The following is a 26,032-nucleotide window of genomic DNA, read 5'->3' as shown; positions in this document are numbered from 1 at the left end:
TTTTATTTATCATATAACCCGGTGGATATATATTTTTCCCCACCATCTGGAGCTACAGTTACAACTTTTTTACCTTTTCCCAATTCTCTAGCTATTTTTATAGCTGCTGCTATATTTGCTCCTGAAGATATACCTACTAATATTCCCTCTTCTGTCCCAAATCTTCTTGCATATTCATAGGATTCTTCATCTGTTATAGTCATTACCTCATCTACTACATCTTTTTCATATACCTCTGGTACAAATCCTGCTCCTATGCCCTGTATTTTGTGCGGTGCGGCTTTTCCTCCTGATATTACTGGAGAGTTATGAGGTTCCACAGCTACAACTTTTATATTTTTATTAGATTCTTTTAATCTTCTTCCAATACCTGCTATAGTGCCTCCAGTACCTACTGAAGCTACAAAAACATCTAAATCTTTTACATCCTTTAATATCTCAACAGCAGTAGTTTCATAATGCTTTTTTGAATTAGCTCTATTTGAAAATTGTTGAGGAATAAAATAACCCTTTTTATCTCTAGCTAATTCTTCTGCCTTTTCTATAGCACCTGTCATTCCTTTATTTCCTTCTGTAAGAACCAATTCTGCTCCGTAAGCCTTTATCATGTTTCTTCTTTCTATACTCATGGAATCCGGCATAACAATAATCACTTTATAACCTTTTAATCTTCCTACCATAGCAAGTCCTATTCCTGTATTACCACTAGTAGGCTCTACTATTATATCTCCTGGTTTTATTTTACCCATGCTTTCTGCCTCTTCAATCATACCCAAAGCTGCTCTATCCTTTATACTACCACCAGGATTAAATTTTTCTAGTTTTACATAAACATCTGCCATATTTTCTTCTTGCATATTGTTTAATTTAAACATAGGTGTATTTCCTATTAAGTCTATAGAGCTTTCGTATAACATATTAATCTCCCCTTTTTAAAATAAATTTAATCTAAAAAAACTTCATCTCTATAAAAATATAGAGACGAAGTATATGCTCCGTGGTTCCACTCTAGTTAGATATTAAAATCCCACTTTATCAGGTACTTAATAAATTTATACCCTATCACTATAACGGGTGAACCCGATGTAGCCTACTTTATTCGGTACACAACTCCAAAGGGCACTTCACATAAACCTTCTTTAGAAATTTTCCAGCAAAACAATTTCCTCTCTGAAAAGATTGATTATGCTACTTTCCTTTTTCAACGTTTTTATTTCCGACTATTTTAGTATGAATTCTATAATATAATTATATGATATTTTTTGAATTTGTCAACTACTTATTTACAAAATCTATGTTTGCCTATTACTTTTATTAATGGTCTTGACCAAATCCAAGAACTTGTAGCGGTAACAGGATTAAAGTAATACATAGCCCCACCAGATGGATCCCATCCATTTAAAGCATCCCTAGCTGCATTTATAGAGTTTTGTTCCATAGTTGCATGTATTTGACCATCTACTATAGCAGTAAATGCACCTGGTTGATATATAACTCCGGCCACACTATTAGGGAATTTAGGATTCCTTGTTCTATTTAAAACTACTGCTCCTACTGCTACTTGCCCTTCATAAGGTTCTCCTCTGGCTTCTCCATTTATAAGTCTAGCTAAAAGCATAACATCTTGGTTATTAGAACTTGCACTTCCTCCTGATGATGATCCAGTATTTATTCCAAGTGCAACTAAAGTTTTGTCTCCAATTATTCCATCTACTGTCAAACCATTTTTAGATTGAAAACTTCTTACGGCTGTATAAGTTCCATGGCCAAATATTCCATCTACTCCTCCATTATAATACCCCCAGGCTTTAAGTTTTCTTTGAACCTGTGAAATAATATCTCCTCTATGTCCATAATAATATGCTACAGCTTTAGTAGCATTTGTATAAGGTAATATATAAAGAGTAGTACTGCCATAAGCTATCATTAAAGCTAAAACATATATTATTGCTCTTTTTAAATATATATTCTTCCTCATAATACTCCTCCCACAAAATCCATAGTTTTGCTATTTATTTTAAAATTAGTTTGTGCATAAAATTATAAAAAATACTCTTTTATAAAATAAAATCAAAAAATAAAAAACACATGTAATAAACATATTAATAAATTTATTACATGTATTTTTTATATTTGCTATATTAAATATATTTTAAGATACCATCTTTCATAATAAATATAACTTAAACCGTAACTATTTTAACTTTCTTTCTCCACATAGGTGCAAATACATCCTCTATAATATCATCTATCGATATTGTTCCACATAATTTATTTTCTCCTTCAACTACGGGAATAGATAATAAATCATACTTTATTGCTAATTCTACAGCTTCATTTATATGGTCTGTATCTTTAACTTTTACTATATCCTTATCCATTATATCTTTTAATTTAGCTTTTGGGGTAGATATTATTAAATCTGTGAGGGATATAGCTCCTTTTAGTTGTTCTTTTTCATCTACAATATATATATAATAAGATTCTTCATCCTTAGGTTTTATTTCTCTTAATAAATCTATAGTTTCTTCCGCAGTTATGTTTACATTAAAAGATATAAAATCTTTATTCATTATGCTTCCTGCAGTTTCCTCCTTATAATCCATAAGTTTCCTTATATCCTTAGCATCTCTTTCTTCCATAATAGAAAGAATTTCTTCCACTTCTTCCTCTCTCATTTGTGCCAGTATATCTGCCGCCTCATCCTTTGACATATTATATATAATTTCAGCTTTTTTAGAGGAAGTCATTCCTTCTAACATTTCTGTTTTTACTTCTAAGTCTATTTCTTCAAAAGTATCTGCAGCTAAATCATCATCTAGGCTTTCAAAAACTAATTTTCTATAACTATCATTCATATCTTCTATAATATCTGCTAAATCTGCTGGATGTAATGTTGAAAGCTTTTGGTAAGATACAGATAATTTCAAATTATTATTTACCATTTCTAAAGATTCTACACTATCCCACATTATTAAAGTGTCTTCTATTTTCTTATTAAATATTTTATAAATACTTCTTAATAAGTTTTCCATCCCTATTCTTCTACTTAATGCTAGTGCACCTGTATCTACAGCTATTACTTTATATTCTCCTGCAATTTCTCCAATTCTTAAGTCATGCACTTTAACCATCTTTTTGCCATTTATATCAATTATTTGTTTATCTAAAAGATGTTGTGACAATAAATAGGAATATTTTCTTAATATTATATCTCTAGTTCCTATTACTTTTATAATAGTTTTACTCTCATCATCATAAAAAGAAATATTTTTAAACTCATAATTTGCTAATTCTCTTCCCTTTTTTATCTTATAGGCTATGGCTCTTGGATAGTCATCCTCAGAAGTTACATAAATATCAATTAGTTTACCTATATAATCACCATACTCATCATAAACTCTTTTATTAATAATTTTACTTAAGAAAAAACTTTGTAGCTTCTTCATAAATATTCCTCCTTTCACATTTGTAAAGGAATATTTTAAGCTACAAATAAATAGTTCTGCTTAAATAAATATTCCTCTACAAAATAATATAATTTTTATTTGGCCTATGCTCCCATCATACGGACCAGTTTCCATTTATATCACCATCCTAAAAATTTATAAAACAAAAAGAGCCTATTAGGCTCCTTATACATGCATAACTAAAACTTTAACATCAATCGTTGAGTTTTAGCACTATATAGCTTTGGACTACAGCCAGCTACATTAAGTAAAACCTTACTTCGGTAATACCTGGTGACCCATTGGCATCTCTCGATGTTTCCGGGCAGTAGCGTATATCTATATAGGAGCCTCACCTAACGTACACTATTAACATTTTGCCTTATATTTTTATTATATTGTTTATACCTTTGTTTTGCAACTGAATTTATCAAATTTTTTTAAATTTATTCATTATTTAAATTTATATTGTTTTATTTTAATATATCTTGCTTTTATACCGTATTTCTTATTTTTAAATTATTTTTGATATTAAACAAAATGAACTGTATAATAATATTATTACAAAATTGTATTTAAGATAGGAGAATGAAAATATTGAATAGTATGGACTTTTTACCCATAAGTAAAGAGGATTTGAAAAAAAGAAACATAGATGTTTTAGATTTTATAATAGTAACTGGTGATGCTTATGTAGACCATCCATCCTTCGGTACTGCAATTATAGGGAGAGTATTAGAAAGAGAAGGATTTACTGTGGGAATCATAGCTCAACCTAATTGGAAGAACATAGAAGACTTTAAAAAACTAGGAAAACCTAAATATGGATTTTTAGTTAACTCTGGTAATATAGATTCTATGGTAAATCACTATACTGCATCTAAAAAAAGAAGACATGACGACTTCTATTCCCCAGGTGGAAAATCTGGATATAGACCTGATAGAGCAGTTATTGTTTACTGTAATAAGATAAAGGAAGCTTTCAAAGATTCACCTATAATAATAGGTGGTATAGAAGCTAGCTTAAGAAGATTTGCCCATTATGATTATTGGGATAACTCAGTAAGAAGAAGTATTCTAGAAGATTCTAGCGCAGATTTATTAATATATGGTATGGGAGAAAAACCTATAGTTCAAGTTTCTAATCTTTTAAGATATGGTATGAAAATAGACAGTATAAAAAATGTAAGAGGTACAGCGTATATTGAGAAAGATATATCCTCTTTAAAAGATTATATTGAAATACCATCCTTTGAAGAGGTTTCTACAAATAAAAAATCCTATGCAGAAGCTTACAAAATACAATATTATGAACAAGATTCCATAAGGGGTGAAACCTTAGTGCAGAAACATAAAGAAAGATATGTAGTGCAAAATCCACCCCAACCACCTCTATCTCAAGAAGAAATGGATGAAGTTTATGCACTTCCATACGCTAGGACTTATCATCCTATGTATGAGGCTGAAGGTGGAATTCCTGCCATTAAAGAGGTTAAATTTTCAATTACTAGCCATAGAGGCTGCTATGGAAGTTGTTCTTTTTGTGCTTTGACCTTTCATCAGGGAAGAGTCATTCAAAATAGAAGCCAAGATTCTATTTTAAAAGAAGCAAATATGATGACTAATATGAAGGATTTCAAAGGCTACATCCATGATGTAGGTGGCCCTACAGCTAACTTTAGACATAGGGCTTGTAAAGTTCAAGAAAAACATGGTACTTGCAAAAACAAACAATGTGTATTCCCAAAAGCCTGCAAAAACTTAATTGTAGATCATAAAGAATACTTAAGTTTATTAAGAAAAATAAGAAAAATGCCTAATGTAAAAAAAGTATTTATACGTTCTGGTATTAGATTTGATTATTTAATATATGATAAAAACGATGAGTTTTTTAAAGAATTATGTGAACATCATATAAGTGGACAGTTAAAAGTTGCTCCTGAACATATAAGTGATAAAGTTTTAAACTTAATGGGTAAGCCTACTAGAAATGTTTATGATTCTTTTGTTAAAAAATATTATGATATAAACAAAAAAATACATAAAAATCAATTTTTAGTTCCTTATTTAATGTCTAGTCATCCTGGTAGCGATTTAAAGGCTGCCATAGAACTAGCTCAATATATAAAAAAAATGGGCTATACTCCAGAACAAGTACAAGACTTTTACCCTACTCCTGGTAGCTTATCAACTACTATGTATTATACAGGAGTAAATCCTTTAACTGAGGAAAAAGTTTATGTACCTAAAGATCAAAAAGAAAAAAGCATGCAAAGGGCATTATTACAATTCTCTATTCCTGATAACTATGATCTAGTAAAAGAAGCCTTAATAAAAGCTCACAGAGAAGATTTAATAGGAAATGGACCTGATTGTTTAATACCTTACAATAAACCTCATAAAAAATCTCATAAAAAAAATAATTTTAAAAATAACAATAACCATTCTAATAAAAGTAATGGTAAAAATAAGGATACTAGTAAAAACAATAAAAAAATTAAGAAAAACTCTCTTTCTAAGCATAAAAAAAGAAAATAAACAGCCTCTAGTGCTGTTTATTTTTTATATATTATTAAATAAAAATTATCATAAATTCTATACTCCATTAAATAGTTAAATAAATTTAGTTTTATCTTATCAATTTATTCACAGCTATATATAAAGTATATATCCAAATAATATTCCCTAATATATTGGGTGGTAATATATTAATGTTTAAAAAACTTAGTATAATATCCGATATATTTGCTATTGTACTAAAAAACATTAAATATAATATATTTTTATTTATATACTTATTATTATGTTTTATAAAACATAAAATTAAAAATATTAAATTAATAACTATAAAAAACATGTACATATTAATAGGTGTTAATAATTCCATTATATAGTACTGGCCGTTAAACATATTTATTTTTAAACTATATTTACTCATAAAAAATATTAAAATAGAAGTTATTAATACTGTTATAGAAATTATATAATTTAAGTTAAATTTATTATTTTTTATACATATATAAAAACATATTAATATAGCTATAGGTATAGCTAAAAAATCTAAAAAATATATCCACTTTAGCCAATATAAATTTCTGATATTGCTAACAAATACTAATAAGGTTAAAGATATGAATCTTAAAATCATTAAAAAATATATTATTATAGATATAATTTTTATTTTATGAGGTGCCTTAAAGGCTACTTTTCCACCTTGTATACATATAATAAACATAAGTAATATGGCTGCTATATAAATAAATAAATTTATCATAATTAATTAAACTCTCCAATTTAACAATACTACTACTTATATTTATTAAAATTAAAATTAAAATATTCCTATATTAATCTAATATGCCTAAGATATCTAAACCTTCTTTCACACATTCTATACATAAAGGAAAATCTGGGCCTCTTTCTCCATCTATATCCGTAACTATATCTTCATTAGATTCTATTATAAGCTTATTTGTTTTAAAATATATTAATGCATTTACATCTTCTAGATGTTCTCCTTTTATCATTTTTATAAATAATCCTATCATATCCTTAATAGCGCAAGCCTTTATTATTATTACATCTAACATGCCATCATCAACCTCTGCCTTATAAGCCATATGAAGATTACCTGCTGTTTGTCCATTGAAGACCATCATAAGATACATATCTCCATCAAAATTAACTTCCTCAGATTTAACATTAATCTTCAATCTTCTAAAATTAGGAAGTTGTTCTAATCCTTTTACATAGTAAGCAAGTTTGCCCATAGTATTTTTTAAATTAACATCAGTTTTTTGAGATACATCTGTAAATAATCCTGTGCTAGCAACGTTAATAAAATATTTATCATTTATTTTGCCTAAATCAACCTTTTTTACAGAGCTCTTTAATATTTGCTCACAGGCCTCCCTAACATTTATTGGCATACCAATAAATTTAGCAAAATCATTAGCAGTACCTGTAGGTAATATTGCAATTGGAAGATCAATTGCAAATTTTTTTAAATGATTTACCACATTATCTACAGTACCGTCTCCCCCTGCTACCAATATATATTTATAGCTTTCATCAATAGATTTAAAAGCGTCATCAAGATCATATTCTAAACTTATCCTATAAGGCACTACTTCATATCCATATTTCTGATGTATTCTTATTACCTGGTCTATTTGAGATATTATAGCCTTTTCTCCTGAATATGGGTTATAGATAAATTTTACCTTACTCATTTCAAATCTCCTCTTATAGTTTTTACTTTATAATTAAATTAGCTGTACCATTATATAATAGCAAATCCACAAGATTTTAACAATAAATCCTGTGGATATTTTAACCTAATTATTTTGCTCTGAAATACCACTTAAAGCTTTTTGGGCTTCATTTTCATGTTGAGGTTCTATAGCTATATCACCTAAAGAAACTATACCTACTATATTTTTGTTATCCTCTACAGGTAATCTTCTTATTTGTCTTTCACTCATTATCCTAGCTGCATCATGTATATCCATATCTTTATTAGCTACTACAGGATTAGATGTCATAATATCTCCAACTTTAATATTATTATCTGATCCATTTGCTACGGATCTTAAAGCTATATCCCTATCTGTAATAACTCCAACCACTTTATTATTTTCACAAATAGGTATAGATCCAACATTATGTTCACTCATAAGCCTCGCTGCCTTTTCTACAGAATCATTTCTATTCACCGTTGCTACATTTTGGGTCATAACGTCCATAACTTTCATAATAACACCTCCAAACATAGTTTATCCACATACCTATTTTTTATTTAACAATTATTATGAATTTCTTAATTAATTATTATTTTTTGTTTTTAATTCTATTTATAGCTTAAATATATTTGCAAAATGTTGTATAATATTATATATTTCAATTAATAGGAATTATATTTTTTTAGGAGTGATAATATAATGGCAAAAATAGCAAAGAGTGCCGTACCAAATGCTTTTACTTTAGGAAATTTAGGTTGTGGAATTATGTCTTTAATGATGACATTTCAACAAAACTATAAATGGGCTGCTTTATTTATACTAATTGCGGGTTTAATGGATAGATATGATGGAAGAGTTGCTAGGTTTTTAAAGGTTGATAGTGCTATTGGTAAAGAATTAGATTCTTTGGCTGATTTAGTTTCTTTTGGTGTAGCACCTTCTATATTAACTTTTCACATTTATAATTTTAGCAATTTAGGGATACTAGGTTATTTATTAGTATTAATGTTTCCTATAGCTGGAGCATACAGACTTGCTAGATATAATATTACTGAATTTGATGGTTCTTTTTCTGGTATACCAATAACCTTAGCTGGTATGTTTATGGCTCTATATTGTTTAATTAGCTTAAATAGAATTGGCTCTTCAAGTTTAACTGTAATTTTAATCATAACATTATCTTATCTTATGGTTAGTAATGTAAAATTGAAAAAATTCTAAAAAAATCGTGGTTTTCCACGATTTTTTTATTATTAATAAATTAAGTACATTAAAATCTATGTTTTTGATATTAAATCTCTTTTATACTTTTTAAATATTCGCTATCTAATTCATCCACACTTGAATCTAAATCTATATTTACTGTCAAATTATCGTAACTTTCTTTATTAAAATTATATAAATCCTCTTCTAGCAATTCTAAAAAATATTCATCTGGATAAAACAACTCCACTTTTTTCACCTCTTTAAATTATTTGTAATTTTCATAGTATATTTTTTAAATATCTTTGTTCATATTCATTTTATTCTTACCTCATAAAGTTGTTACTAAACAATATAAGGAAAGTGCATCGCACTTTCCTTAATATTCGTAAAAACAGCTTCCACCTATAAATTCTCTTAATATGGAGTTATCTGGTACTAAGTTCATGTCAACTTCTTTAAAGAAGTTTAAGAAACTTTTTAACCTAGTTGCTTCATAATGAACAGTGCTGTTTTTATCTATTTTGTTAAGTTCTGCAAGAGCATATTTTTTTAATATACAAAGTTCATAAACTATTGTGGAATTAAACATTACATCTGCATTTTCTTGGAATACAAATATATTTCTGTCTTCACCTCTTTTTATGGATGGCCACATTTTTAAGGTTTCTTCTCCTTTATAACCTCTTGATAAATAATCTCTAACTAGCCTTCTTATTATTCTTACATCTGTTGTAGATACTCTGTTATGATTATCTATATTTAATTGAGTTAATGCACTTATATATATTTTAAATTTATTTTTATCCGGTATTTCTCTTGTTAATATTGGATTTAATCCATGTATTCCTTCTATAATAAGTATTCCATTTTTAGGAAGTTTTATTTTTTTATCATTATATTCTCTTTTACCTTTTTTAAAATTGAAAGTAGGTATTTGTACCTCTTCTCCCTTTAATATATGTTTTAAATTTTCATTAAATAAATCTATATCTAGAGCATCAATAGATTCAAAATCATAATCTCCATTTTCATCTTTTGGAGTATCCTCTCTATTAACAAAATAATTATCTAATGAAATAGGCACAGGAACCAAAGCGTTAACTCTTAATTGAATTCCTAATCTATTAGCAAAAGTAGTTTTTCCTGATGATGAAGGTCCTGATATTAGTACCATTTTTATGTTCTCTTTATCATATATCATATCTGCTATATTTGCTATTTTCTTTTCATGCAGAGCCTCTGATACTCTTATTATGTCTTTTATTTCGCCATATACAACTTTATCGTTTAGTGCCCCTACGTCTCCTACATCTAAAATTTTAGCCCATTTCTCTGTTTCTCTAAATATTTTTGTAAGCTTTTTATATTCAACAAACTCTGGTATATTAAATGGGTCTTTTTCCCTAGGATATCTCAATATAAAACCTGGATCATAATACATAATATCAAAATTTTTAATTGCTCCTGTTGAATATGCCATAGGTCCATAAAAATAATCATATCTTCCATCTAATTCGTATAGCTTCACTTCTTCATGTGGAATATGACTTAAAAGCCTAACTTTATCTTTCATTCCATATTCTTTAAATATTTCTATAGCTTTTTCTTTTTTAACTGAAACTTTTTTTATCTTTATGTCTTTACTTATTATTTCATTCATTTTATTTTTAATCTTTAATATATCATTTTCATTTAATGATATATTCTTATGAATTTCACCATATAATCCTTTGCCTAAAGAATGCTCTATAATAACAGTAGCTTCAGGATATAAATCTAAAACCGCCTTTATAAATATAAACTGCAAAGTTCTAACATAAGTTTTTAATCCCATTTCATCTGTTATATCTACAGGAGTGAATACTCCCTCTTTTTTCACTTTGGAAGTTAGTTCATAATATTCTTCATCTATTTTTCCTAAAACAATAGGTATATTACTTTCTAATTTATTTTCTTTTACTACATCATATAAGATTTTATCTCCAGATACTAGAATATTACTACCATTAGGCATATATAGCTTTAATTCTTCCATTTTATTCATCTCCTTATTTTAGGCTGTAATATTATTATAATTCAATTCATTATATTTTGTTACCTATATTTATTCATATTTTTATTTAAATTTGCCACAATATGATTATAAGGAGGTTTGCATATGTTTATAGTCTTAATCAGAACTATAATTTTATATCTTTTGGTTATATTATCTATGAGACTAATGGGTAAAAAACAAATAGGTGAATTGGAGCCTTTTGAGTTAGCTATAACCATAATGATATCAGAATTGGCGTCACTGCCCATGCAAGATTCTCGTATACCCTTATTACACGGAATAGTTCCTATATTAACTCTTTTAATACTTCAAAACCTATTTTCTCTTATTCAACTTAAAAGCGAAAAAATAAGAAGCTTAATTAACGGAGAACCTAGTATATTAATAGAAAAAGGGAAAATAGACTTTCAAGAATTAAAAAACCAAAGATTCAACATAAATGATTTAATGGAAGAACTAAGACTCCAGGGGTATTATGATTTAGAAAATATAGAATATGCAATTTTAGAAACTAGTGGTCAATTATCTATAATCCCTAAAACAGAAGAATCACCTGTTACCAAAAAAGATTTATCTTTACAATTTACTCAAGAAAGATTGCCTGTAACATTAATATTAGATGGAAAAATTAACAAAAAAAATTTAAAGTTAATAAAAAAGGATGAAAAGTGGTTAGAAAACAAATTAAAAAAAGATAATATTAGTTCTTATGATGAGCTATTAATAGCTATTTTAAATTCTAAAGGTAATTTATATTATCAAAAAAAATAAAAATATAAGTAGGTGGTATTATCAAAAGAAGTATAACATCATTTATATTATTTTTAATTCTAATTTTTACTCTTGTTAACTATTCATTTAAACTAAATACTACTTGTAAAAATTTCATGAATCAATGCAATGAATTAGAAGAACTAGTTTCTTCTGAATCCTGGGAAAAAGCATATGGTAAATCCTTGGAACTATTTAATGACTGGCAAGACAACCATTTTGTTATTTCTATGGTTATAAATCATTCAGAAATAGATAATATAAATAATGAATTATGGAAACTTACTCAATATGTAAAATGTAAAAGTGAAGATGAATCATTAGCTTCTATCCATGTAGTTAAATTTTTATTAGAACATATTATTAAAATGGAAAAAATAAATATAGAAAATATAGTATAATATTAATGCATTTTGATATATAAGTATATACTAATATAATATATAATACTCATAATTCATTTATTGCACTTTTAAAAAATATATAAATGAATTATAATTAAATTGTGGAAAATATCTAAGTAATAATTTATAATATAATTATAGTTATTAAACAAAAGTCCCATAGGGACTTTAATTGTCCCTATGTATTTGTTTTAAATTTATTTTTGGAAGGTGGAATTTTAAATGGCATTAGTAACAACTAAAGAAATGTTTAAAAAAGCTTATGAAGGTAAGTATGCTATAGGAGCATTCAACATTAACAATATGGAAATATTACAAGGAGTTGTAAATGCTGCTAAAGCTGCAAACTCAGCTGTTATACTACAAGTATCTGCAGGTGCTTTAAAATATGCTGGTCCTAAATACTTAAAAGCAATGGTAGATGCAGCTATAGCTGATACTGGAATAGATGTAGCCCTACATTTAGATCATGGCGCAAGCTTAGATGTTGTAAAATTAGCTGTAGAAAGCGGATTTACTTCTGTAATGTTTGATGGTTCCCATTATGATTACGAAGAAAATGTAGCTAAAACTAAAGAAGTTGTAGAATATGCTCACTCCCATGGTGTTGTAGTTGAAGCTGAATTAGGAGTACTAGCAGGAGTAGAAGATGATGTACAAAGTGATGTACATATCTACACTGATCCAGAACAAGCAGTAGACTTCGTAAATAGAACAGGTGTTGATTCTTTAGCAATAGCTATAGGAACAAGTCATGGTGCTTACAAATTTGCTGGAGAAGCCCAATTAAGATTTGATATATTAGAAGAAATCCAATCAAAATTACCTGGATATCCAATAGTTCTTCACGGAGCATCTTCTGTAGATCCAGAATCTGTTGATACTTGTAACAAATACGGTGGAGAAATAAAAGGAGCTAAGGGAGTTCCAGCTGATATGCTTAGAAAAGCATCTTCTATGGCAGTATGTAAAATAAACATGGATACAGATTTAAGATTAGCTATGACAGCTGGTATAAGAAAAGTTCTTTCTGAAGATCCAAAACAATTTGACCCTAGAAAATACTTAGGTGAAGGTAGAGCAAGAATAGAAAAAATCGTTGAAGATAAAATAAAAGATGTTTTAGGCTCAACTGATTCTTTAAAATAAATAAAATAATTATGAAGTTATATTAGTAATTATTATAATAGTAGATAGATCTGTATTAAAAACAAATCTATCTACTATTTTTCTATTATTAGTTCGGGTCTTTTAAGTAACTATTATATAAATTTAATATAAATATTTCTTGTTTTTAAATTATAAATGTCTACTTTTGCATATAATTATAAACATTTTTAATCATGATATTTACAGATCCATCCCCTACTCTTTTTACTTCAAACCTTGACTCATCATGATAAGATTCTTCATCTATATACAAATCAATATCCTTATCTATCTTTACTCTTATTCTTTTAAATTTTTTATCTACCCATTCTTTGTCTACGGATATTTTATCTTTTACTCCCTGCTCAGAAATAAAACCTTCATAATTTAATTTAATATCAGGATTTTCTCCGAATATATCATTAGAAACTTCTTTTACATCTATAGTATCCTCTTCTTTTAATAGCTTATTTACTGTTCTTATTATTTTTTCTGAGGTATCTGCATTTTCATTTAGGTTAGATTTAGCCCACTTTTCTGTGGCTTTCACAAAATTTTTTGTAACATCTCTTTCATTCTCTACTATCTTACAACCTAAATATTTACTTATAAAATAGTTTGAACCATATTCTTCACTATCTTTAGATTTTTTCTGTTTATCTATAACCATTAAATTAAATTCTTGCTCTTCTCTTATAGGTTTTATGAATGCACATTTTTGTATCTTTTGGGCACTTGCAGGTAATCCTGTAAATTCTGGCACTATATCTATATCTATCTTATCTTCCACCATATCCACTACATGAATATAATTTTTAACATAATCCATTTTTAATATGGCTAACATTGGTCCATATTCTGTAGATATAGAAACTATCATCAAATCACAGGAGGATATATTATCATTACCCTTCATTAATATAAAAAGTTGCCTAGCCAACTCTTTAGAAACATCTAACAAATCATTTTGACCATTTAAATATTCCTGTGAAAGCTCTTTTACTATATTCCTTTCCTCATTAAATATAGCATATTTCAATTCTTCATCCTTTAAACATCTATCTACATGTTTTAATATAAACTTATATATCTCATCGTCCAGTCTTAATTTATATTCATTTAATATAGGCTCCTCACTATTGTTATCTAATATATGTATTATAGCCTCATTAATATTTACTTCTTTTATGTATTCCAAAAATAACACTCCTCATTTACATTATTTAACATATATATTATATTTCAAACTATACATAAATTCAAAATTCTATAACAAATATATTAACACAAAAGCTTTATTCTTTCCAAAACTCATTATTATATGATTGTACCAAGTTACTAATACTCTGTAATATTTTACTGTATTTTCTTTCAACTATCTAGTTACTCTTCCGATTACTCTCTATATTTACTACCTCATCAGATGTATCTTTGTATATTTTCACACCTAAAAGATCTAATTTTTAGTCCTAACACAAATTTAGAGAAATTCTTTATACTTTTTAGTTTCATTCCTAATAATTCAAATAAATTTTTAATATAAAATTAAGATACTCCTAAATTGTTTTTATAACTATTATGGTACAATATATAATATAAACTTAATGACATCATTTAATTATCCCCATTAGGAGTGATTTTATTGAAAGAAATGGAAACTAGAATAATAAAAATAAATGTGGAAGAAATTAGAAAAAAATTATTGAGTTTAGGTGCTGTAAAAGTTAAAGAGGAAAATCAAATTAATAATATTTATGATTTTTCTGATAAAAAACTATTAAAAAACAAAGGCTATGCAAGAATTAGATATATAAAAGATGTTATTAAAAATGAAGAACATTATTATATGACTGTGAAAAAACTTATAAGTCAAGAAAAATATAAGATTATGGAAGAAAATGAAACTGAAATATTAGATTCTAAAGAAGGTGAAAATATTTTTAAGGCCTTAGGATTACAATTAATAGAGTCTATATCAAAATTTAGGGAAAGCTATAAATATAAAGAAACCTTAGTAGAAATAGATATTAATGATAAAAGTTTTTGTCCTTTCCCTTATATAGAACTAGAATCCAATAATGAAGAAGAATTAAAAGAATTAGTAGAATTATTAGGTTATTCTATGAATGATACTACTTCAAAAACTATATATGAAATATTAAAAGAAGAAAAGGTAAAATAATTTATGTTTGGATACGTTACTCCCTGCAAAATGGAGCTCAAAATAAAAGAATATGAAAAATTTAGAGCTTATTATTGTGGACTATGTAAAACTATAAAAAAAGATTATGGTGAATTGCCTAGAGTCACCATAAATTATGATATGACTTTTTTAGGCATATTATTAGATTCCCTAGAAGATAATAAAAATACATTTACAAAAGAGCATTGCATTATTCATCCTATAAAGAAAAAAGTTATTATAACCAATAACGAAGCACTAAAATACGCATCATTTTTTAATGTAGCTTTAAGTTATTATAAACTTTTAGATAATGTAGAAGATGATAACTCTATTAAAAGTAATATATACTCTAAATTTTTAAAAAAATACATACACAAAAATAATGATTTATATGAAAAACATATCCACACTGTGGATAATTCTTTGAAAAATTTATATATTTGCGAAAAGGATTATGAAAATAAAAACATTGATGAAATTTCTCATCATTTTGCCCATTTGACGGGCTATATATTATCTTCCTATAAAGATTTTTCTTTTAAAGATAGTCTTTATTGGCTAGGATATAATTTAGGAAAGTGGATTTATATAATTGATGCTTTTGATGATCTAGAAAAAGATATAAATGAAAACAAATTTAATGTTATAAATAATGTTTATAATAAAAATAATTTAAATTATAAAGAGTTTCGAAATAGCATAAAAGATAAAATAGATTTTTTACTAGTAAACTGTGCCAGTGCCTGTTTAAATAATTTTAACACTATGCCTATTGTAAAGAATAAAGGTTTATTATATAATATTTTACAATTTGGTTTAATGGAAAAAATGGAACGAGTATTAAAAGGAGTGAATACAGAAAATGAATCCCTATGAAATTTTAGGAATAAATAAAAATGCTTCTAAAGAAGAAATTCAACAAGCTTATAGAAAACTAGCTAAAAAATATCATCCTGATCAATATGGTAATAACCCTCTTAGAGATTTAGCCGAGCAAAAAATGAGAGAAATTAATGAAGCCTATGATTATTTAATGAAAAATAATAATTCCCAAAGCTATAATTCAAATAATTATAATGGCAGCTCTAATAGTCATTCTTCTAATGACTATGCTTCTATAAGGGCTGATATAGATAGAGGAAATATATCTTCTGCGGAACAAAAATTAAATAGTATAAATGTCAGAAATGCAGAATGGTACTATCTTATGGGACGTGTAAATTATTCTAAAGGTTGGTATGATGTAGCCCATAATTATTTTAATAATGCTTATAGCTTAGATCCTTCAAATTTTGAATATAGAGATGCCTTAAACAAAATGAGCAGCAATAATAATTCTTATAGAAAACCTTATTATTCTGAAAGAAGAAGTGATCCTGATATGTGCAGAATTTGTGGTACTCTTTATTGTATGGATTGTTGTTGTGAATGTTGCGGAGGAGATTTTATTAGTTGTTGCTAAAATAATTTGGGGAGATGATAGTTTATGAAAACTACCCATTTAAAATCTTCAAATATAGCTAAAGGTGGAATATTTACAGCTATAAGTTTTTTACTTATTTATTTAAGCACTATATTACCAGTAAATAAACTCTCCTTATTAGCTACTGCTTCTGCTATTATTCCTATAGCTATAATAAGTACAAATGTAAAAAATGGCTTCTTAGTATACTTATCCACATCAATTTTATGTTCTATAGTAGTTGGCATAAGTAGAAGCTCTGTAATTTTTTATATAATATTTTTTGGTCTATATGGAATAATTAAATATTATATAGAAAATTTCAATAAACTTTACATAGAAATAATATTAAAATTTTTATTTTTTAATATATGCTTAATAATTTTATTTTATATATATAAGTTATTTTTTCAGGGTATTCCTATAATTAATAAATATATATATATTTATTTTATTGTAGCTCAGATAGCTTTTATTGCATTTGATTATGTTTTAACTCTATTCATATTTTATATTGATAAGCACTTTATTAAAAATATAAGGCTTTAATATATTGACAAAATTACTCAATTTGTTATAATAAATTTTGTTAATATAATTATTGCCCATTCGCCAAATGGTAAGGCACCTGCCTCTGGAGCAGGCATTTGTTGGTTCGAATCCAGCATGGGCAGCCAAAAGAGTTCTTTTAAAGAGCTCTTTTTTATTTTATAAAATTTCTCTTTTATAAAAAATTATATAATATTTTCAATTTTAATAGTAAAAACTTTGTTTAAAATTAATATATAATATTTTATTCTACTAATAAAATACGCTCACTTGTGCAAAATATATTTATGACTTTTAAGTGAGGTGTATAAAGTGAATTATAAAATTAGAAACAAATTTATATTTTACTCTTTGTTTGTAGTATTACTAACAAGTATTCTATTAATACCTCTATACAATGCAAAAGCTTATAAAGATATTTCTCCAAGGGAGGTAAAACACATAATATCAACACCCTATTCTACTGCCCTAATAATAGATGTTAGAACCCCTAAACAATTTAGTAATGGTCATATACCTAAAAGCTTAAATATTCCAATAGATAATTTTAGGGATACAATGTTATCTAAAAATATAGATAAAAACACTAAAATAATTATTTATTGCAATACTGGTGTAAGAGCTAAAAACGCGTCAAATTTATTAGATAAATTAGGATTCACTAATGTATATATCCTAGACCGCTTAAACTCATGGCCCTATCCTTTAGAATATTAATAAAAATATATATTTACTAATGTCTTGACAATATATGTATCATAATATACAATTGAGTATAAATTAATATTAAAAGCCTTGAACAGGAGTAGTAATATTTTTTCTATATAAAGAGAACTGTTGGATGGTGCAAAACAGTATAGGGAAATGTGAACTTGCCTGGGAGCTTGTCTATCAAAAATAGACACGGGTAAAACCGTTATTTTTATAAGAGAAATCTATTAATTTATAGATTTAATTAGAGTGGTACCGCGGATAACCTTTCGTCTCTATTAAGAGATGATAGGTTTTTTTATTTTATATAAAAATATTCTAAACTTATTTTTATATAATTAAATAAATTTTATTATATAAATATTTAACTATTTTTAATATTTATTTGTAAATAATAATTTATAAAATAGATAGGAGGATTATTATGGGAAACTATAGTACTAAAATCGATAAGAAATGGCAAGAGAAATGGGAAGAAAACTCTCTATACAAGTTTAATAATAAAAATTTAGATAAAAAATTATATGTTCTTGAAATGTTTTCTTATCCATCAGGAAGTAAATTACACGCTGGTCACTGGTTTAACTATGGTCCTGTGGACTCTTGGGCAAGATTTAAAAGAATGCAAGGATATAATGTTTTTCAACCTATGGGCTTTGATGCTTTTGGTCTTCCAGCTGAAAACTATGCAATAAAAACAGGTATACATCCAAAAGACTCCACCTTCAAAAATATTGAAACCATGGAATCTCAATTAAGAGCTATGGGTGCTATGTTCAACTGGGAAAACGAAGTTATAACTTGTTCACCAGACTATTATAAATGGACTCAATGGGTATTTTTAAAGCTTTATGAAAAAGGTTTAGCTTATAAAAAGAAAGCACCTGTTAATTGGTGCCCAAGTTGTAATACTGTTCTTGCTAACGAACAGGTTTTAGATGGAAAATGCGAAAGATGTGATAGCAATGTTGATAAAAAAAATCTGGAACAATGGTTCTTAAAAATAACCGACTATGCTGATGAATTATTAGAAAAACTTGATGAATTAGATTGGCCTGAAAAAACTAAAGCTATGCAAAAACACTGGATTGGAAAATCTGTAGGTGCTGAAGTTACATTTAACGTAGCAGATTCAGATTTAAGCTTTAATGTATTTACTACAAGAGTAGATACTTTATTTGGAGTTACTTATGTAGTTTTAGCTCCAGAAAATGATTTAGTAGATAAACTAACTACAGCAGAAAATAAAACTGCAGTTGAAGCATACAAAGATCAAGCTAAAAACCAATCTGATATAGAAAGACAATCTATAACTCGGGAAAAAACTGGTGTATTCTCAGGTTCCTATGCTATAAATCCTATAAACGGTAAAAAAGTACCTATATGGATAGGAGATTATGTATTAAATACCTATGGAACAGGTTGTGTAATGGCAGTTCCTGCTCATGATGAAAGAGATTTTGCTTTTGCTACTAAATATAGTCTTCCTATAGAAAGAGTTATAGAAGGTGGTGACTCTCTTCCTTATACAGAATATGGTAGAATGATCAATAGTGAAGAATTCGATGGCTTATCTGGAGATAAAGCTAAAGAAGCTGTAATTTCCAAGCTAGAATCTATGGATCTTGGTAGAAAAAAAGTAAACTATAGATTAAGGGATTGGCTTATATCAAGACAACGATATTGGGGTGCCCCTATTCCTATAATTTATTGTGAAAAGTGTGGTACAGTAGAAGTTCCTATGGCTGAGCTTCCTGTAGAATTACCATATAATGTAGAGTTCTCTCCAGATGGGAAATCACCTTTAGGTAAATGTGATGACTTTATAAATACAACTTGCCCAAAATGTGGCGGTCCAGCTAGAAGAGAAGCAGACACATTAGATACTTTTGTATGTTCTTCTTGGTATTATTTAAGATATCCAGATAATAATAACGAAAAAGAAGCTTTTGATCCTGAATTAATAAATAAAATGCTTCCAGTTGATAAATATGTTGGAGGTCCTGAACATGCTTGTATGCATCTTTTATATGCTAGATTTATAACTAAGGCTTTAAGGGATATGGGCTATCTAAACTTTGATGAACCATTTTTATCTCTTACTCATCAAGGACTAATATTAGGCCCTGATGGTTTAAAAATGAGTAAATCAAAAGGGAATACCATCTCTCCTGACGATTATATAAAGGAATTTGGTGCAGATGTATTCAGAATGTATCTAATGTTTGGATTTGATTATACAGAAGGTGGGGCTTGGAGTGACGATGGTATAAAATCCATAGGCAGATTCATAGACAGAGTGGAGAGAATACTAGAAAATGCTAGAGAAGAAATAAAAAATTCTAAAAATAATAAATCTATCATGGATAAAGATGAGAAAGAATTGAATTATGTAAGACATCATAGCATTAAATCTATAACTGAAGATATAGATAAAATGCAATTTAATACTTCTATAGCAAGATTGATGGAATTTACAAATGCTCTATCTAAATATCTTGGTGATGATACTTTTAAAAATGCTTCATTCTTAAAAGAAAGTATAATTGACTTTATAAGATTATTAGCACCTTTTGCTCCTCATTTTGCTGAAGAACAATGGGAACTTATAGGCATTAATTCTTCTGTTTTCAATGAAAAATGGCCTAAATTTGATCCTAAAGCCTTAATAAAAGATGAAGTTGAAATAGCCGTACAAGTAAATGGCAAAATAAGAGCTAAAATAAATATATCTACTAGTTCATCTGAAGAGGAAATAAAAGAATCAGCATTAAATAATGAGGATATTAAAAATTCTATAGGTGATAAAGAAATTAAAAAAGTTATAGTAATAAAAAATAGATTAGTTAATATAGTTGCTAAATAAAATTAAAAAGGCTGTCTCAAGATAAAAATAGATTTAATTTTAATATAGTAAATATGGAAAATACATGTAATAAGCATATGAATAAGCTTTAGAAGTTCTTAATTTGACAGAATTAAAAATTTTCGTAATTCCTCACAGGACGTGAGGAGCCAGTAGTGAAGCCAAGGATGGCGCCTCTACTGGGCAGAAAATTTTTAATGGAGTCAAATTTAGAACTTCTTAGCAAAATGAAGTGCCTTATGAATGTATTTTCTATATTTACAGATTAAAATTAAATCTATTTTAATAAGCCATATTTAACTCTTATTTATACATTTCTATAGTTTTTTCCGTAGATTTTAGAAGACTATTTAATTCAAATACTTCCCCTTCTTCTATAAGTTTGTTCAATTGCTCTTGATATCTATTAGAATCTATAATTTTTCCCATAGATTGCAACGTTAAAATATTATCCATTATGTAAGATACTAAACTTGATTTTACTTCAAAAAGTTTCTGTGCATCCTTTATTTCATCCTTTATTTCCATCATTAATTTGTCTAAGTTAGACGCTGCATCTGCAGCTGATTTAAGCTTCAACTTTATATCCTTAGGTATTTGATGTTTATATTTATAATTTAATGAATGTTCTATAGTAGCCCAAAAATTCATAGCTAATGTTCTTATTTGAAGTTCTGCTAAAATCTCCTTTTGACCTTCTGCCATACTAACAGGATATTTTATAATCATATGATAACTTCTATATCCACTATTTTTAACATTAGTTATATAATCTTTTTCATATATTATTTGCATATCTTTTCTCTGTCTTACTAGCTCCACTACCTTCTCTATATCACTAGTAAATTGACACATTATTCTTATTCCTGCTATATCTTCCATTTCATAGCAAATTCTATCTAATGGTATATTGAATTTATTTGCTTTTTCTAGGATACTAGAAATTTCTTTTACTCTTCCTGTAACAAATTCTATAGGAGAGTATTCATTTTTTTCTCTATATTCTTTTCTTATACTTCTAAATTTAACTTTAAGTTCCTCTACTGCTTGCTTATATGGTATTAAAAAAGTTTTCCATTCACCTAGTGCCATACCCTTCACCCTTTTCAATATATGCTTTGAATTTTGTAATTTATCCTATATTACCTATTATCATTATATATTGTTTTGATATTATAATATAATTATAATTGTATATTTGATATAATTATAATATCAGATATGAATGCGAAAATGAAGGTGATAATTTTGAATTACAATGAATCACATAAAAATAATAGTAAAGATTGGCCAATATATAAAAAAAATAGCGCTGAATGGTTAAAAGAAAAATCTCTTTTATATGATAAAGAAGTCACCTGCCCTGTGTGTGGTAATACCTTTAAAGCAAAATCTATAAAAACTTCTTCTTACAGAATTCTAAAAAAAGATTCTGATCTTTTTATACGATATTCTATTATAAATCCTTATTTTTATGATGTTTGGGTTTGTAATGAATGTGGTTATGCTGCTATGAAAAAAGATTTTAACAAAATAAGATCTTTTCAAATAAATTCTGTAAAAGAACAAATAACTTCAACTTGGATTCCTAGGGAATATCCTGAAGTATATAATATAGATATAGCTATTGAAAGATTTAAATTATCTTTATTAAATTATGTGGTTATAGAATCTGCTTATAGTAAAAAAGGCTTTAATTGTTTAAAGTTGGCTTGGATGTATAGACTAAAGGATGATTATGATAAAGAAAAATTATTTTTAAGTGAAGCCCTAGAATCTCTTAAAGAAGCTTATTTTTCAGAGGATTTTCCTATATATGGGATGGATAGATACACTACCATGTATTTAATAGGTGAATTACTGCGGAGAACTGGAAATTCTGAAGAAGCTTTGCGTTGGTTTAGTAATGTTATAACCTGTCCTGGTATTTCTAGTAGATTAAAAAATTTAGCTAGAGATCAAAATGATTTTATAAAAGAAGAAATGAATAAAATTGATTTTACTACTATACCTAACGAGATTGATAAAATAGATAATACTAAACCCAAAAAGGGAATCTTAGCTAGACTTCTAAGTAAAATAAAGTAAAACTCCTATAAACATATTTTATAGGAGTTTTACTTTATTTATATAAATAGATTTACATTAGAATCCTCAGCTTCTCCTAAATAATATCCTACTCCGCCTATTTTCACTCCATCTATTAATTCCTCTTCTTTTATTCCCATAACATCCATAGACATTTGGCATGCCACTATATTTATACCTGAAGCTATAGCTGATTCTATTAACTCTTCAAGAGAAGATATATTTTTATCCTTCATTACCTTTCTAATCATTTTGGATCCCATGCCCAACATGTTCATCTTAGAAAGTTTTAACTTTTTACTTCCCCTTGGCATCATTGTTCCAAACATTTTATCCATAAATCCCTTTTGTACACTTGCTTTCTCTGATTTTCTTAATATATTTAATCCCCAAAATGTAAAGAACATAGTTACCTTTTTCCCCATAGCTACAGCACCATTTGCTATAACAAAAGATGCTATTGCTTTATCTAAATCTCCACTAAATACAACTAATGTTTTATTATCATTTTGCTTAGTTTGTACTTCACTCTTTTTTTCATCTACTTGTAATTTTTTTTTACCTTTCTTAATAATAGCTGTGACTATTCCTTTATCCTTTGATACATTTAATAGTTCATTATTTGTTCTTTCACACCAGGATTGTATATCTACATAAAATCCTGGATCTGAAGCTTTTACTTTTAAAGTTTCTCCTTCACTCATTTCATTTACAGTGTTGTTTACTTTCATTAGTGGCCCTGGACAACTTAAACCACAAGCATCCAGTTCTAAAATTTCTGCTACCTCTTCCTTAGTTTCATTATTTCCCTTCATTTTATCTTCTGGCATCTTATCTATTTTTTCAGGTATAAACTTATTCATAATATAAGTTTTATATCCACCATTAAGATTTTTAACCTTGTACCCATTGGCCATTAATATTCTAGCACCAATATACCCGCGTAACCCTATTTGGCAATATATCCATACTTCTTTATCCCTTGGAATTTCACTTAGTCTATCTCTTAATTGATTTATTGGTATCTCTATTGCTCCCTCTATTTTCCCATTTTCAATTTCTATATCATCTCTTACATCCAATAATACAATCTCTTCTTTATTCCTATCATCTATATTATTTGGTGATATATTTTCTACTTTTCCTGTTAATAAATTCTCTGCCACAAAACCTACCATATTAACAGGATCCTTAGCTGAAGAATATGGAGGGGCGTAAGCTAATTCTAACTCTTCTAAATCATATATAGTTCCACCAAATCTTATTACTGTAGCAATATCATCTATTCTTTTATCTACCCCATCATAACCAAAAGCTTGAGCACCTAAAATCTTACCTTTATCATCAAATATTAATTTTAAGCTTATTGGTGTACCCCCTGGATAGTAACTTGCATGAGATTGGGAATGTGTATAAACTACTTTATATGGTATATTAAATTTAGATAAAATTCTTTCATTATTACCTGTACTACCGCCTGTTAATCCAAAAACTTTAATTATAGCAGTTCCTTGAGTACCTTTATAAGAAGAATTTAATCCACATAGATTATCTGCAGCTATTCTACCTTGTTTATTTGCTGGTCCTGCTAATGGTATGGCTGTTTTATTTTCATTTATATAGTCTATTACTTCTATAGCATCTCCTACGGCATATATGCCTTCTACATTAGTTTTCATATGTTTATCTACTATTATATGACCTCTAGAACCAATTTCTATAGAAGACCCCTTTAAGAACTCCGTATCTGGTTTTACACCTATAGCCAATATAATCATATCTGCATTTAACTCAGTGTTACTTTGAAGGGATATTTTTATTTTATTATTATTTTCTTCAAAAGATTTAACTCCATCGCCTAAAATTAACCCTACACCGTTATCCTGTAACTCCTGTTCGGCAAAAGTAACCATATCTGAATCAAAAGGTGCTAATATGTGGGGAGCAGCTTCTACTAATACCACATTTATACCTCTCTCTCTAAGGTTTTCTGCCATTTCGATACCTATATATCCCCCACCAACAACTACTGCACTCTTAACATTTTTGTTGTCTACATAATCTTTTATTCTATCTGTATCTGGAATATTTCTTAATGTAAATATTTTCGAACTATTTATCCCTTCTATAGGTGGTTTTATAGGTGTTGCCCCTGGTGACATTATTATATAATCATATGTTTCCTCATAGTTTCCCTTTTCTTTACTATTTACTGTAACTTTCTTTTCTTTGGTATTTATTGATGCAACTTCACTATTTACTCTAACATCAATGTTGAATCTACCCATCATAGCTTCAGGAGTTTGAACTAAAAGATTATCTCTTTCCTTTATAGTTTCTCCTATATAATAAGGTAATCCACAATTAGCAAAGGAAATATATTCTCCTCTTTCAAACATTATTATTTGTGCATCTTCATCAAGTCTTCTAAGTCTTGCGGCTGCAGAAGCTCCTCCTGCTACACCTCCAATAATTAGTACCTTCTTATTCATTATAATTCCTCCTACTTAAATAGAAATTTCTTAGTACTATTACTCATTAAGCAAAATTTTTATCAATTGCTCTACTTTTTTATTAGAAACATGATAATTTATTTGAAGTCCATTTCTATCCCCTTCTATTATCCCTGCACTTTTTAGTTTTTGTAGGTGTTGAGATATAGTGGATTGAGGCATACCTAAACAATTTTGCATATGACTTACATTACATTCTCCCTTTTCTAAAAGTCCTTTCACTATACATATCCTAACTGGGTGGGATAGAACTTTTAAAAGTTCAGCCATATCATTATATTTTACATAATCATTATCCATTATTCTACCTCTTTCTATAATATATTGCTATATTTATATATTACGATATTACGATATAGTTGTCAATTATAAATCCCGTAAG

General features: G+C 27.6%; 24 protein-coding genes, 1 tRNA gene, 1 riboswitch and 2 other annotated features. Of the genes, 13 read left to right on the top strand and 12 right to left on the bottom strand.

The window, feature by feature from the left end; all coding sequences use genetic code 11:
* Window positions 1-2 precede the first annotated feature (2 nt).
* The 3 genes from cysK to ACYUDJ_RS04105 all read right to left on the bottom strand — a co-directional run bounded on the left by cysK (window position 3) and on the right by ACYUDJ_RS04105 (window position 3,449).
* Window positions 3-917, bottom strand: coding sequence for a cysteine synthase A (cysK, locus tag ACYUDJ_RS04115; protein WP_043030940.1), 915 nt, complete (start codon window positions 915-917; stop codon window positions 3-5).
* Between the two features lie 57 nt (window positions 918-974).
* Window positions 975-1,214: a binding site (T-box leader), on the bottom strand.
* Between the two features lie 65 nt (window positions 1,215-1,279).
* Window positions 1,280-1,978 carry a spore cortex-lytic enzyme gene (gene sleB, locus ACYUDJ_RS04110; protein ID WP_003487772.1) on the bottom strand — a complete coding sequence of 233 codons (699 nt, stop codon included), beginning with the start codon at window positions 1,976-1,978 and terminating at the stop codon, window positions 1,280-1,282.
* Between the two features lie 205 nt (window positions 1,979-2,183).
* Window positions 2,184-3,449 carry a magnesium transporter gene (locus tag ACYUDJ_RS04105; RefSeq protein ID WP_030032956.1) on the bottom strand — a complete coding sequence of 422 codons (1,266 nt, stop codon included), beginning with the start codon at window positions 3,447-3,449 and terminating at the stop codon, window positions 2,184-2,186.
* A 207-nt stretch (window positions 3,450-3,656) separates the two neighbouring features.
* Window positions 3,657-3,820: riboswitch (M-box (ykoK) riboswitch) on the bottom strand.
* 226 nt (window positions 3,821-4,046) lie between these two features.
* On the opposite strand from ACYUDJ_RS04105, the gene ACYUDJ_RS04100 reads away from it, so the two are divergent.
* Window positions 4,047-5,987, top strand: a complete 1,941-nt coding sequence (locus ACYUDJ_RS04100) for a YgiQ family radical SAM protein (RefSeq protein ID WP_080333473.1) — start codon at window positions 4,047-4,049, stop codon at window positions 5,985-5,987.
* Between the two features lie 91 nt (window positions 5,988-6,078).
* On the opposite strand, the gene ACYUDJ_RS04095 is transcribed toward ACYUDJ_RS04100, so the two are convergent.
* The 3 genes from ACYUDJ_RS04095 to ACYUDJ_RS04085 all read right to left on the bottom strand — a co-directional run bounded on the left by ACYUDJ_RS04095 (window position 6,079) and on the right by ACYUDJ_RS04085 (window position 8,203).
* Window positions 6,079-6,723: a hypothetical protein gene (locus tag ACYUDJ_RS04095; protein ID WP_003487778.1), complete on the bottom strand. Its 645-nt coding sequence runs from the start codon at window positions 6,721-6,723 to the stop codon at window positions 6,079-6,081.
* A gap of 73 nt (window positions 6,724-6,796) precedes the next feature.
* Window positions 6,797-7,681: a YegS/Rv2252/BmrU family lipid kinase gene (locus ACYUDJ_RS04090; protein WP_003487780.1), complete on the bottom strand. Its 885-nt coding sequence runs from the start codon at window positions 7,679-7,681 to the stop codon at window positions 6,797-6,799.
* A 105-nt stretch (window positions 7,682-7,786) separates the two neighbouring features.
* On the bottom strand, window positions 7,787-8,203 hold the full coding sequence (locus ACYUDJ_RS04085; RefSeq protein ID WP_042385893.1) for a CBS domain-containing protein: 417 nt from the start codon (window positions 8,201-8,203) through the stop codon (window positions 7,787-7,789).
* 186 nt (window positions 8,204-8,389) lie between these two features.
* Here ACYUDJ_RS04085 and pssA point away from each other — a divergent pair, with 186 nt between their 5' ends.
* Window positions 8,390-8,911 (top strand): CDP-diacylglycerol--serine O-phosphatidyltransferase, encoded by a 522-nt coding sequence (pssA, locus tag ACYUDJ_RS04080; protein WP_003487784.1) that lies wholly within the window; start codon window positions 8,390-8,392, stop codon window positions 8,909-8,911.
* Window positions 8,912-8,981: 70 nt separating this feature from the next.
* Here pssA and ACYUDJ_RS04075 read toward each other — a convergent pair whose 3' ends face one another.
* The gene (locus ACYUDJ_RS04075) at window positions 8,982-9,143 is read right to left on the bottom strand and encodes a hypothetical protein (protein ID WP_042385896.1); all 162 of its coding nucleotides are present in this window, start codon (window positions 9,141-9,143) and stop codon (window positions 8,982-8,984) included.
* A 129-nt stretch (window positions 9,144-9,272) separates the two neighbouring features.
* Window positions 9,273-10,931 (bottom strand): nucleoside kinase, encoded by a 1,659-nt coding sequence (locus tag ACYUDJ_RS04070; protein WP_043030939.1) that lies wholly within the window; start codon window positions 10,929-10,931, stop codon window positions 9,273-9,275.
* A gap of 123 nt (window positions 10,932-11,054) precedes the next feature.
* Between ACYUDJ_RS04070 and ACYUDJ_RS04065 the strand changes: the two genes are divergently transcribed.
* From ACYUDJ_RS04065 to fba, 3 genes are all read left to right on the top strand, one after another.
* On the top strand, window positions 11,055-11,723 hold the full coding sequence (locus ACYUDJ_RS04065; protein ID WP_042385900.1) for a DUF421 domain-containing protein: 669 nt from the start codon (window positions 11,055-11,057) through the stop codon (window positions 11,721-11,723).
* A 62-nt stretch (window positions 11,724-11,785) separates the two neighbouring features.
* Window positions 11,786-12,124, top strand: coding sequence for a DUF4363 family protein (locus ACYUDJ_RS04060; protein WP_265202684.1), 339 nt, complete (start codon window positions 11,786-11,788; stop codon window positions 12,122-12,124).
* Window positions 12,125-12,349: 225 nt separating this feature from the next.
* Complete coding sequence (fba, locus tag ACYUDJ_RS04055) at window positions 12,350-13,276, top strand: class II fructose-1,6-bisphosphate aldolase (RefSeq protein ID WP_003487794.1); 927 nt, start codon at window positions 12,350-12,352, stop codon at window positions 13,274-13,276.
* Window positions 13,277-13,436: 160 nt separating this feature from the next.
* On the opposite strand, the gene ACYUDJ_RS04050 is transcribed toward fba, so the two are convergent.
* Window positions 13,437-14,474 carry a nucleoid-associated protein gene (locus ACYUDJ_RS04050; protein ID WP_043030936.1) on the bottom strand — a complete coding sequence of 346 codons (1,038 nt, stop codon included), beginning with the start codon at window positions 14,472-14,474 and terminating at the stop codon, window positions 13,437-13,439.
* A 444-nt stretch (window positions 14,475-14,918) separates the two neighbouring features.
* On the opposite strand from ACYUDJ_RS04050, the gene ACYUDJ_RS04045 reads away from it, so the two are divergent.
* From ACYUDJ_RS04045 to leuS, 7 genes are all read left to right on the top strand, one after another.
* Window positions 14,919-15,458, top strand: a complete 540-nt coding sequence (locus ACYUDJ_RS04045) for a class IV adenylate cyclase (protein ID WP_042385907.1) — start codon at window positions 14,919-14,921, stop codon at window positions 15,456-15,458.
* Between the two features lie 3 nt (window positions 15,459-15,461).
* The gene (locus ACYUDJ_RS04040; RefSeq protein WP_003487799.1) at window positions 15,462-16,337 is read left to right on the top strand and encodes a DUF5685 family protein; all 876 of its coding nucleotides are present in this window, start codon (window positions 15,462-15,464) and stop codon (window positions 16,335-16,337) included.
* On the top strand, window positions 16,324-16,923 hold the full coding sequence (locus tag ACYUDJ_RS04035; RefSeq protein WP_003487801.1) for a DnaJ domain-containing protein: 600 nt from the start codon (window positions 16,324-16,326) through the stop codon (window positions 16,921-16,923). Before ACYUDJ_RS04040 ends, ACYUDJ_RS04035 begins: the two co-directional genes overlap by 14 nt.
* Before the next feature lie 24 nt (window positions 16,924-16,947).
* Entirely contained in the window at window positions 16,948-17,472 is a 525-nt protein-coding gene (locus tag ACYUDJ_RS04030) for a hypothetical protein (protein ID WP_003487803.1), read from the top strand.
* A 53-nt stretch (window positions 17,473-17,525) separates the two neighbouring features.
* Window positions 17,526-17,600: transfer RNA gene (locus ACYUDJ_RS04025), tRNA-Gln, on the top strand.
* Between the two features lie 184 nt (window positions 17,601-17,784).
* Window positions 17,785-18,189: a rhodanese-like domain-containing protein gene (locus ACYUDJ_RS04020; protein WP_460289525.1), complete on the top strand. Its 405-nt coding sequence runs from the start codon at window positions 17,785-17,787 to the stop codon at window positions 18,187-18,189.
* Window positions 18,190-18,258: 69 nt separating this feature from the next.
* Window positions 18,259-18,463, top strand: a binding site (T-box leader).
* Window positions 18,464-18,607: 144 nt separating this feature from the next.
* A complete protein-coding gene (gene leuS / locus ACYUDJ_RS04015; RefSeq protein ID WP_043030935.1) occupies window positions 18,608-21,049 on the top strand; it encodes a leucine--tRNA ligase in 2,442 nt (813 codons plus the stop codon).
* A gap of 303 nt (window positions 21,050-21,352) precedes the next feature.
* On the opposite strand, the gene ACYUDJ_RS04010 is transcribed toward leuS, so the two are convergent.
* Window positions 21,353-22,141, bottom strand: a complete 789-nt coding sequence (locus ACYUDJ_RS04010; RefSeq protein ID WP_030032935.1) for a GTP pyrophosphokinase — start codon at window positions 22,139-22,141, stop codon at window positions 21,353-21,355.
* Between the two features lie 156 nt (window positions 22,142-22,297).
* Between ACYUDJ_RS04010 and ACYUDJ_RS04005 the strand changes: the two genes are divergently transcribed.
* A complete protein-coding gene (locus ACYUDJ_RS04005; protein WP_042385912.1) occupies window positions 22,298-23,137 on the top strand; it encodes a DUF2225 domain-containing protein in 840 nt (279 codons plus the stop codon).
* A gap of 38 nt (window positions 23,138-23,175) precedes the next feature.
* On the opposite strand, the gene ACYUDJ_RS04000 is transcribed toward ACYUDJ_RS04005, so the two are convergent.
* Both ACYUDJ_RS04000 and ACYUDJ_RS03995 read right to left on the bottom strand, forming a co-directional pair.
* Complete coding sequence (locus ACYUDJ_RS04000) at window positions 23,176-25,629, bottom strand: DsrE/DsrF/DrsH-like family protein (RefSeq protein ID WP_043030933.1); 2,454 nt, start codon at window positions 25,627-25,629, stop codon at window positions 23,176-23,178.
* A gap of 39 nt (window positions 25,630-25,668) precedes the next feature.
* Complete coding sequence (locus ACYUDJ_RS03995; protein WP_043030931.1) at window positions 25,669-25,950, bottom strand: ArsR/SmtB family transcription factor; 282 nt, start codon at window positions 25,948-25,950, stop codon at window positions 25,669-25,671.
* Between the last annotated feature and the right edge of the window lie 82 nt (window positions 25,951-26,032).

This window comes from Clostridium sp. CTA-6 (assembly GCF_054768115.1).
Note: the sequence above shows the minus strand (reverse complement) of the source record. Positions and strands in the feature narration are given on the sequence as shown.

What these genes read in the sequence shown, in the direction of transcription:
- cysK (WP_043030940.1), bottom strand. Translation starts at nt 917, where the DNA reads ATGTTATACGAAAGCTCTATAGACTTAATAGGAAATACACCTATGTTT.
- sleB (WP_003487772.1), bottom strand. Translation starts at nt 1,978, where the DNA reads ATGAGGAAGAATATATATTTAAAAAGAGCAATAATATATGTTTTAGCT.
- ACYUDJ_RS04105 (WP_030032956.1), bottom strand. Translation starts at nt 3,449, where the DNA reads ATGAAGAAGCTACAAAGTTTTTTCTTAAGTAAAATTATTAATAAAAGA.
- ACYUDJ_RS04095 (WP_003487778.1), bottom strand. Translation starts at nt 6,723, where the DNA reads ATGATAAATTTATTTATTTATATAGCAGCCATATTACTTATGTTTATT.
- ACYUDJ_RS04090 (WP_003487780.1), bottom strand. Translation starts at nt 7,681, where the DNA reads ATGAGTAAGGTAAAATTTATCTATAACCCATATTCAGGAGAAAAGGCT.
- ACYUDJ_RS04085 (WP_042385893.1), bottom strand. Translation starts at nt 8,203, where the DNA reads ATGAAAGTTATGGACGTTATGACCCAAAATGTAGCAACGGTGAATAGA.
- pssA (WP_003487784.1), top strand. Translation starts at nt 8,390, where the DNA reads ATGGCAAAAATAGCAAAGAGTGCCGTACCAAATGCTTTTACTTTAGGA.
- ACYUDJ_RS04070 (WP_043030939.1), bottom strand. Translation starts at nt 10,931, where the DNA reads ATGGAAGAATTAAAGCTATATATGCCTAATGGTAGTAATATTCTAGTA.
- ACYUDJ_RS04065 (WP_042385900.1), top strand. Translation starts at nt 11,055, where the DNA reads ATGTTTATAGTCTTAATCAGAACTATAATTTTATATCTTTTGGTTATA.
- fba (WP_003487794.1), top strand. Translation starts at nt 12,350, where the DNA reads ATGGCATTAGTAACAACTAAAGAAATGTTTAAAAAAGCTTATGAAGGT.
- ACYUDJ_RS04040 (WP_003487799.1), top strand. Translation starts at nt 15,462, where the DNA reads ATGTTTGGATACGTTACTCCCTGCAAAATGGAGCTCAAAATAAAAGAA.
- ACYUDJ_RS04035 (WP_003487801.1), top strand. Translation starts at nt 16,324, where the DNA reads ATGAATCCCTATGAAATTTTAGGAATAAATAAAAATGCTTCTAAAGAA.
- ACYUDJ_RS04030 (WP_003487803.1), top strand. Translation starts at nt 16,948, where the DNA reads ATGAAAACTACCCATTTAAAATCTTCAAATATAGCTAAAGGTGGAATA.
- leuS (WP_043030935.1), top strand. Translation starts at nt 18,608, where the DNA reads ATGGGAAACTATAGTACTAAAATCGATAAGAAATGGCAAGAGAAATGG.
- ACYUDJ_RS04010 (WP_030032935.1), bottom strand. Translation starts at nt 22,141, where the DNA reads ATGGCACTAGGTGAATGGAAAACTTTTTTAATACCATATAAGCAAGCA.
- ACYUDJ_RS04000 (WP_043030933.1), bottom strand. Translation starts at nt 25,629, where the DNA reads ATGAATAAGAAGGTACTAATTATTGGAGGTGTAGCAGGAGGAGCTTCT.
- ACYUDJ_RS03995 (WP_043030931.1), bottom strand. Translation starts at nt 25,950, where the DNA reads ATGGATAATGATTATGTAAAATATAATGATATGGCTGAACTTTTAAAA.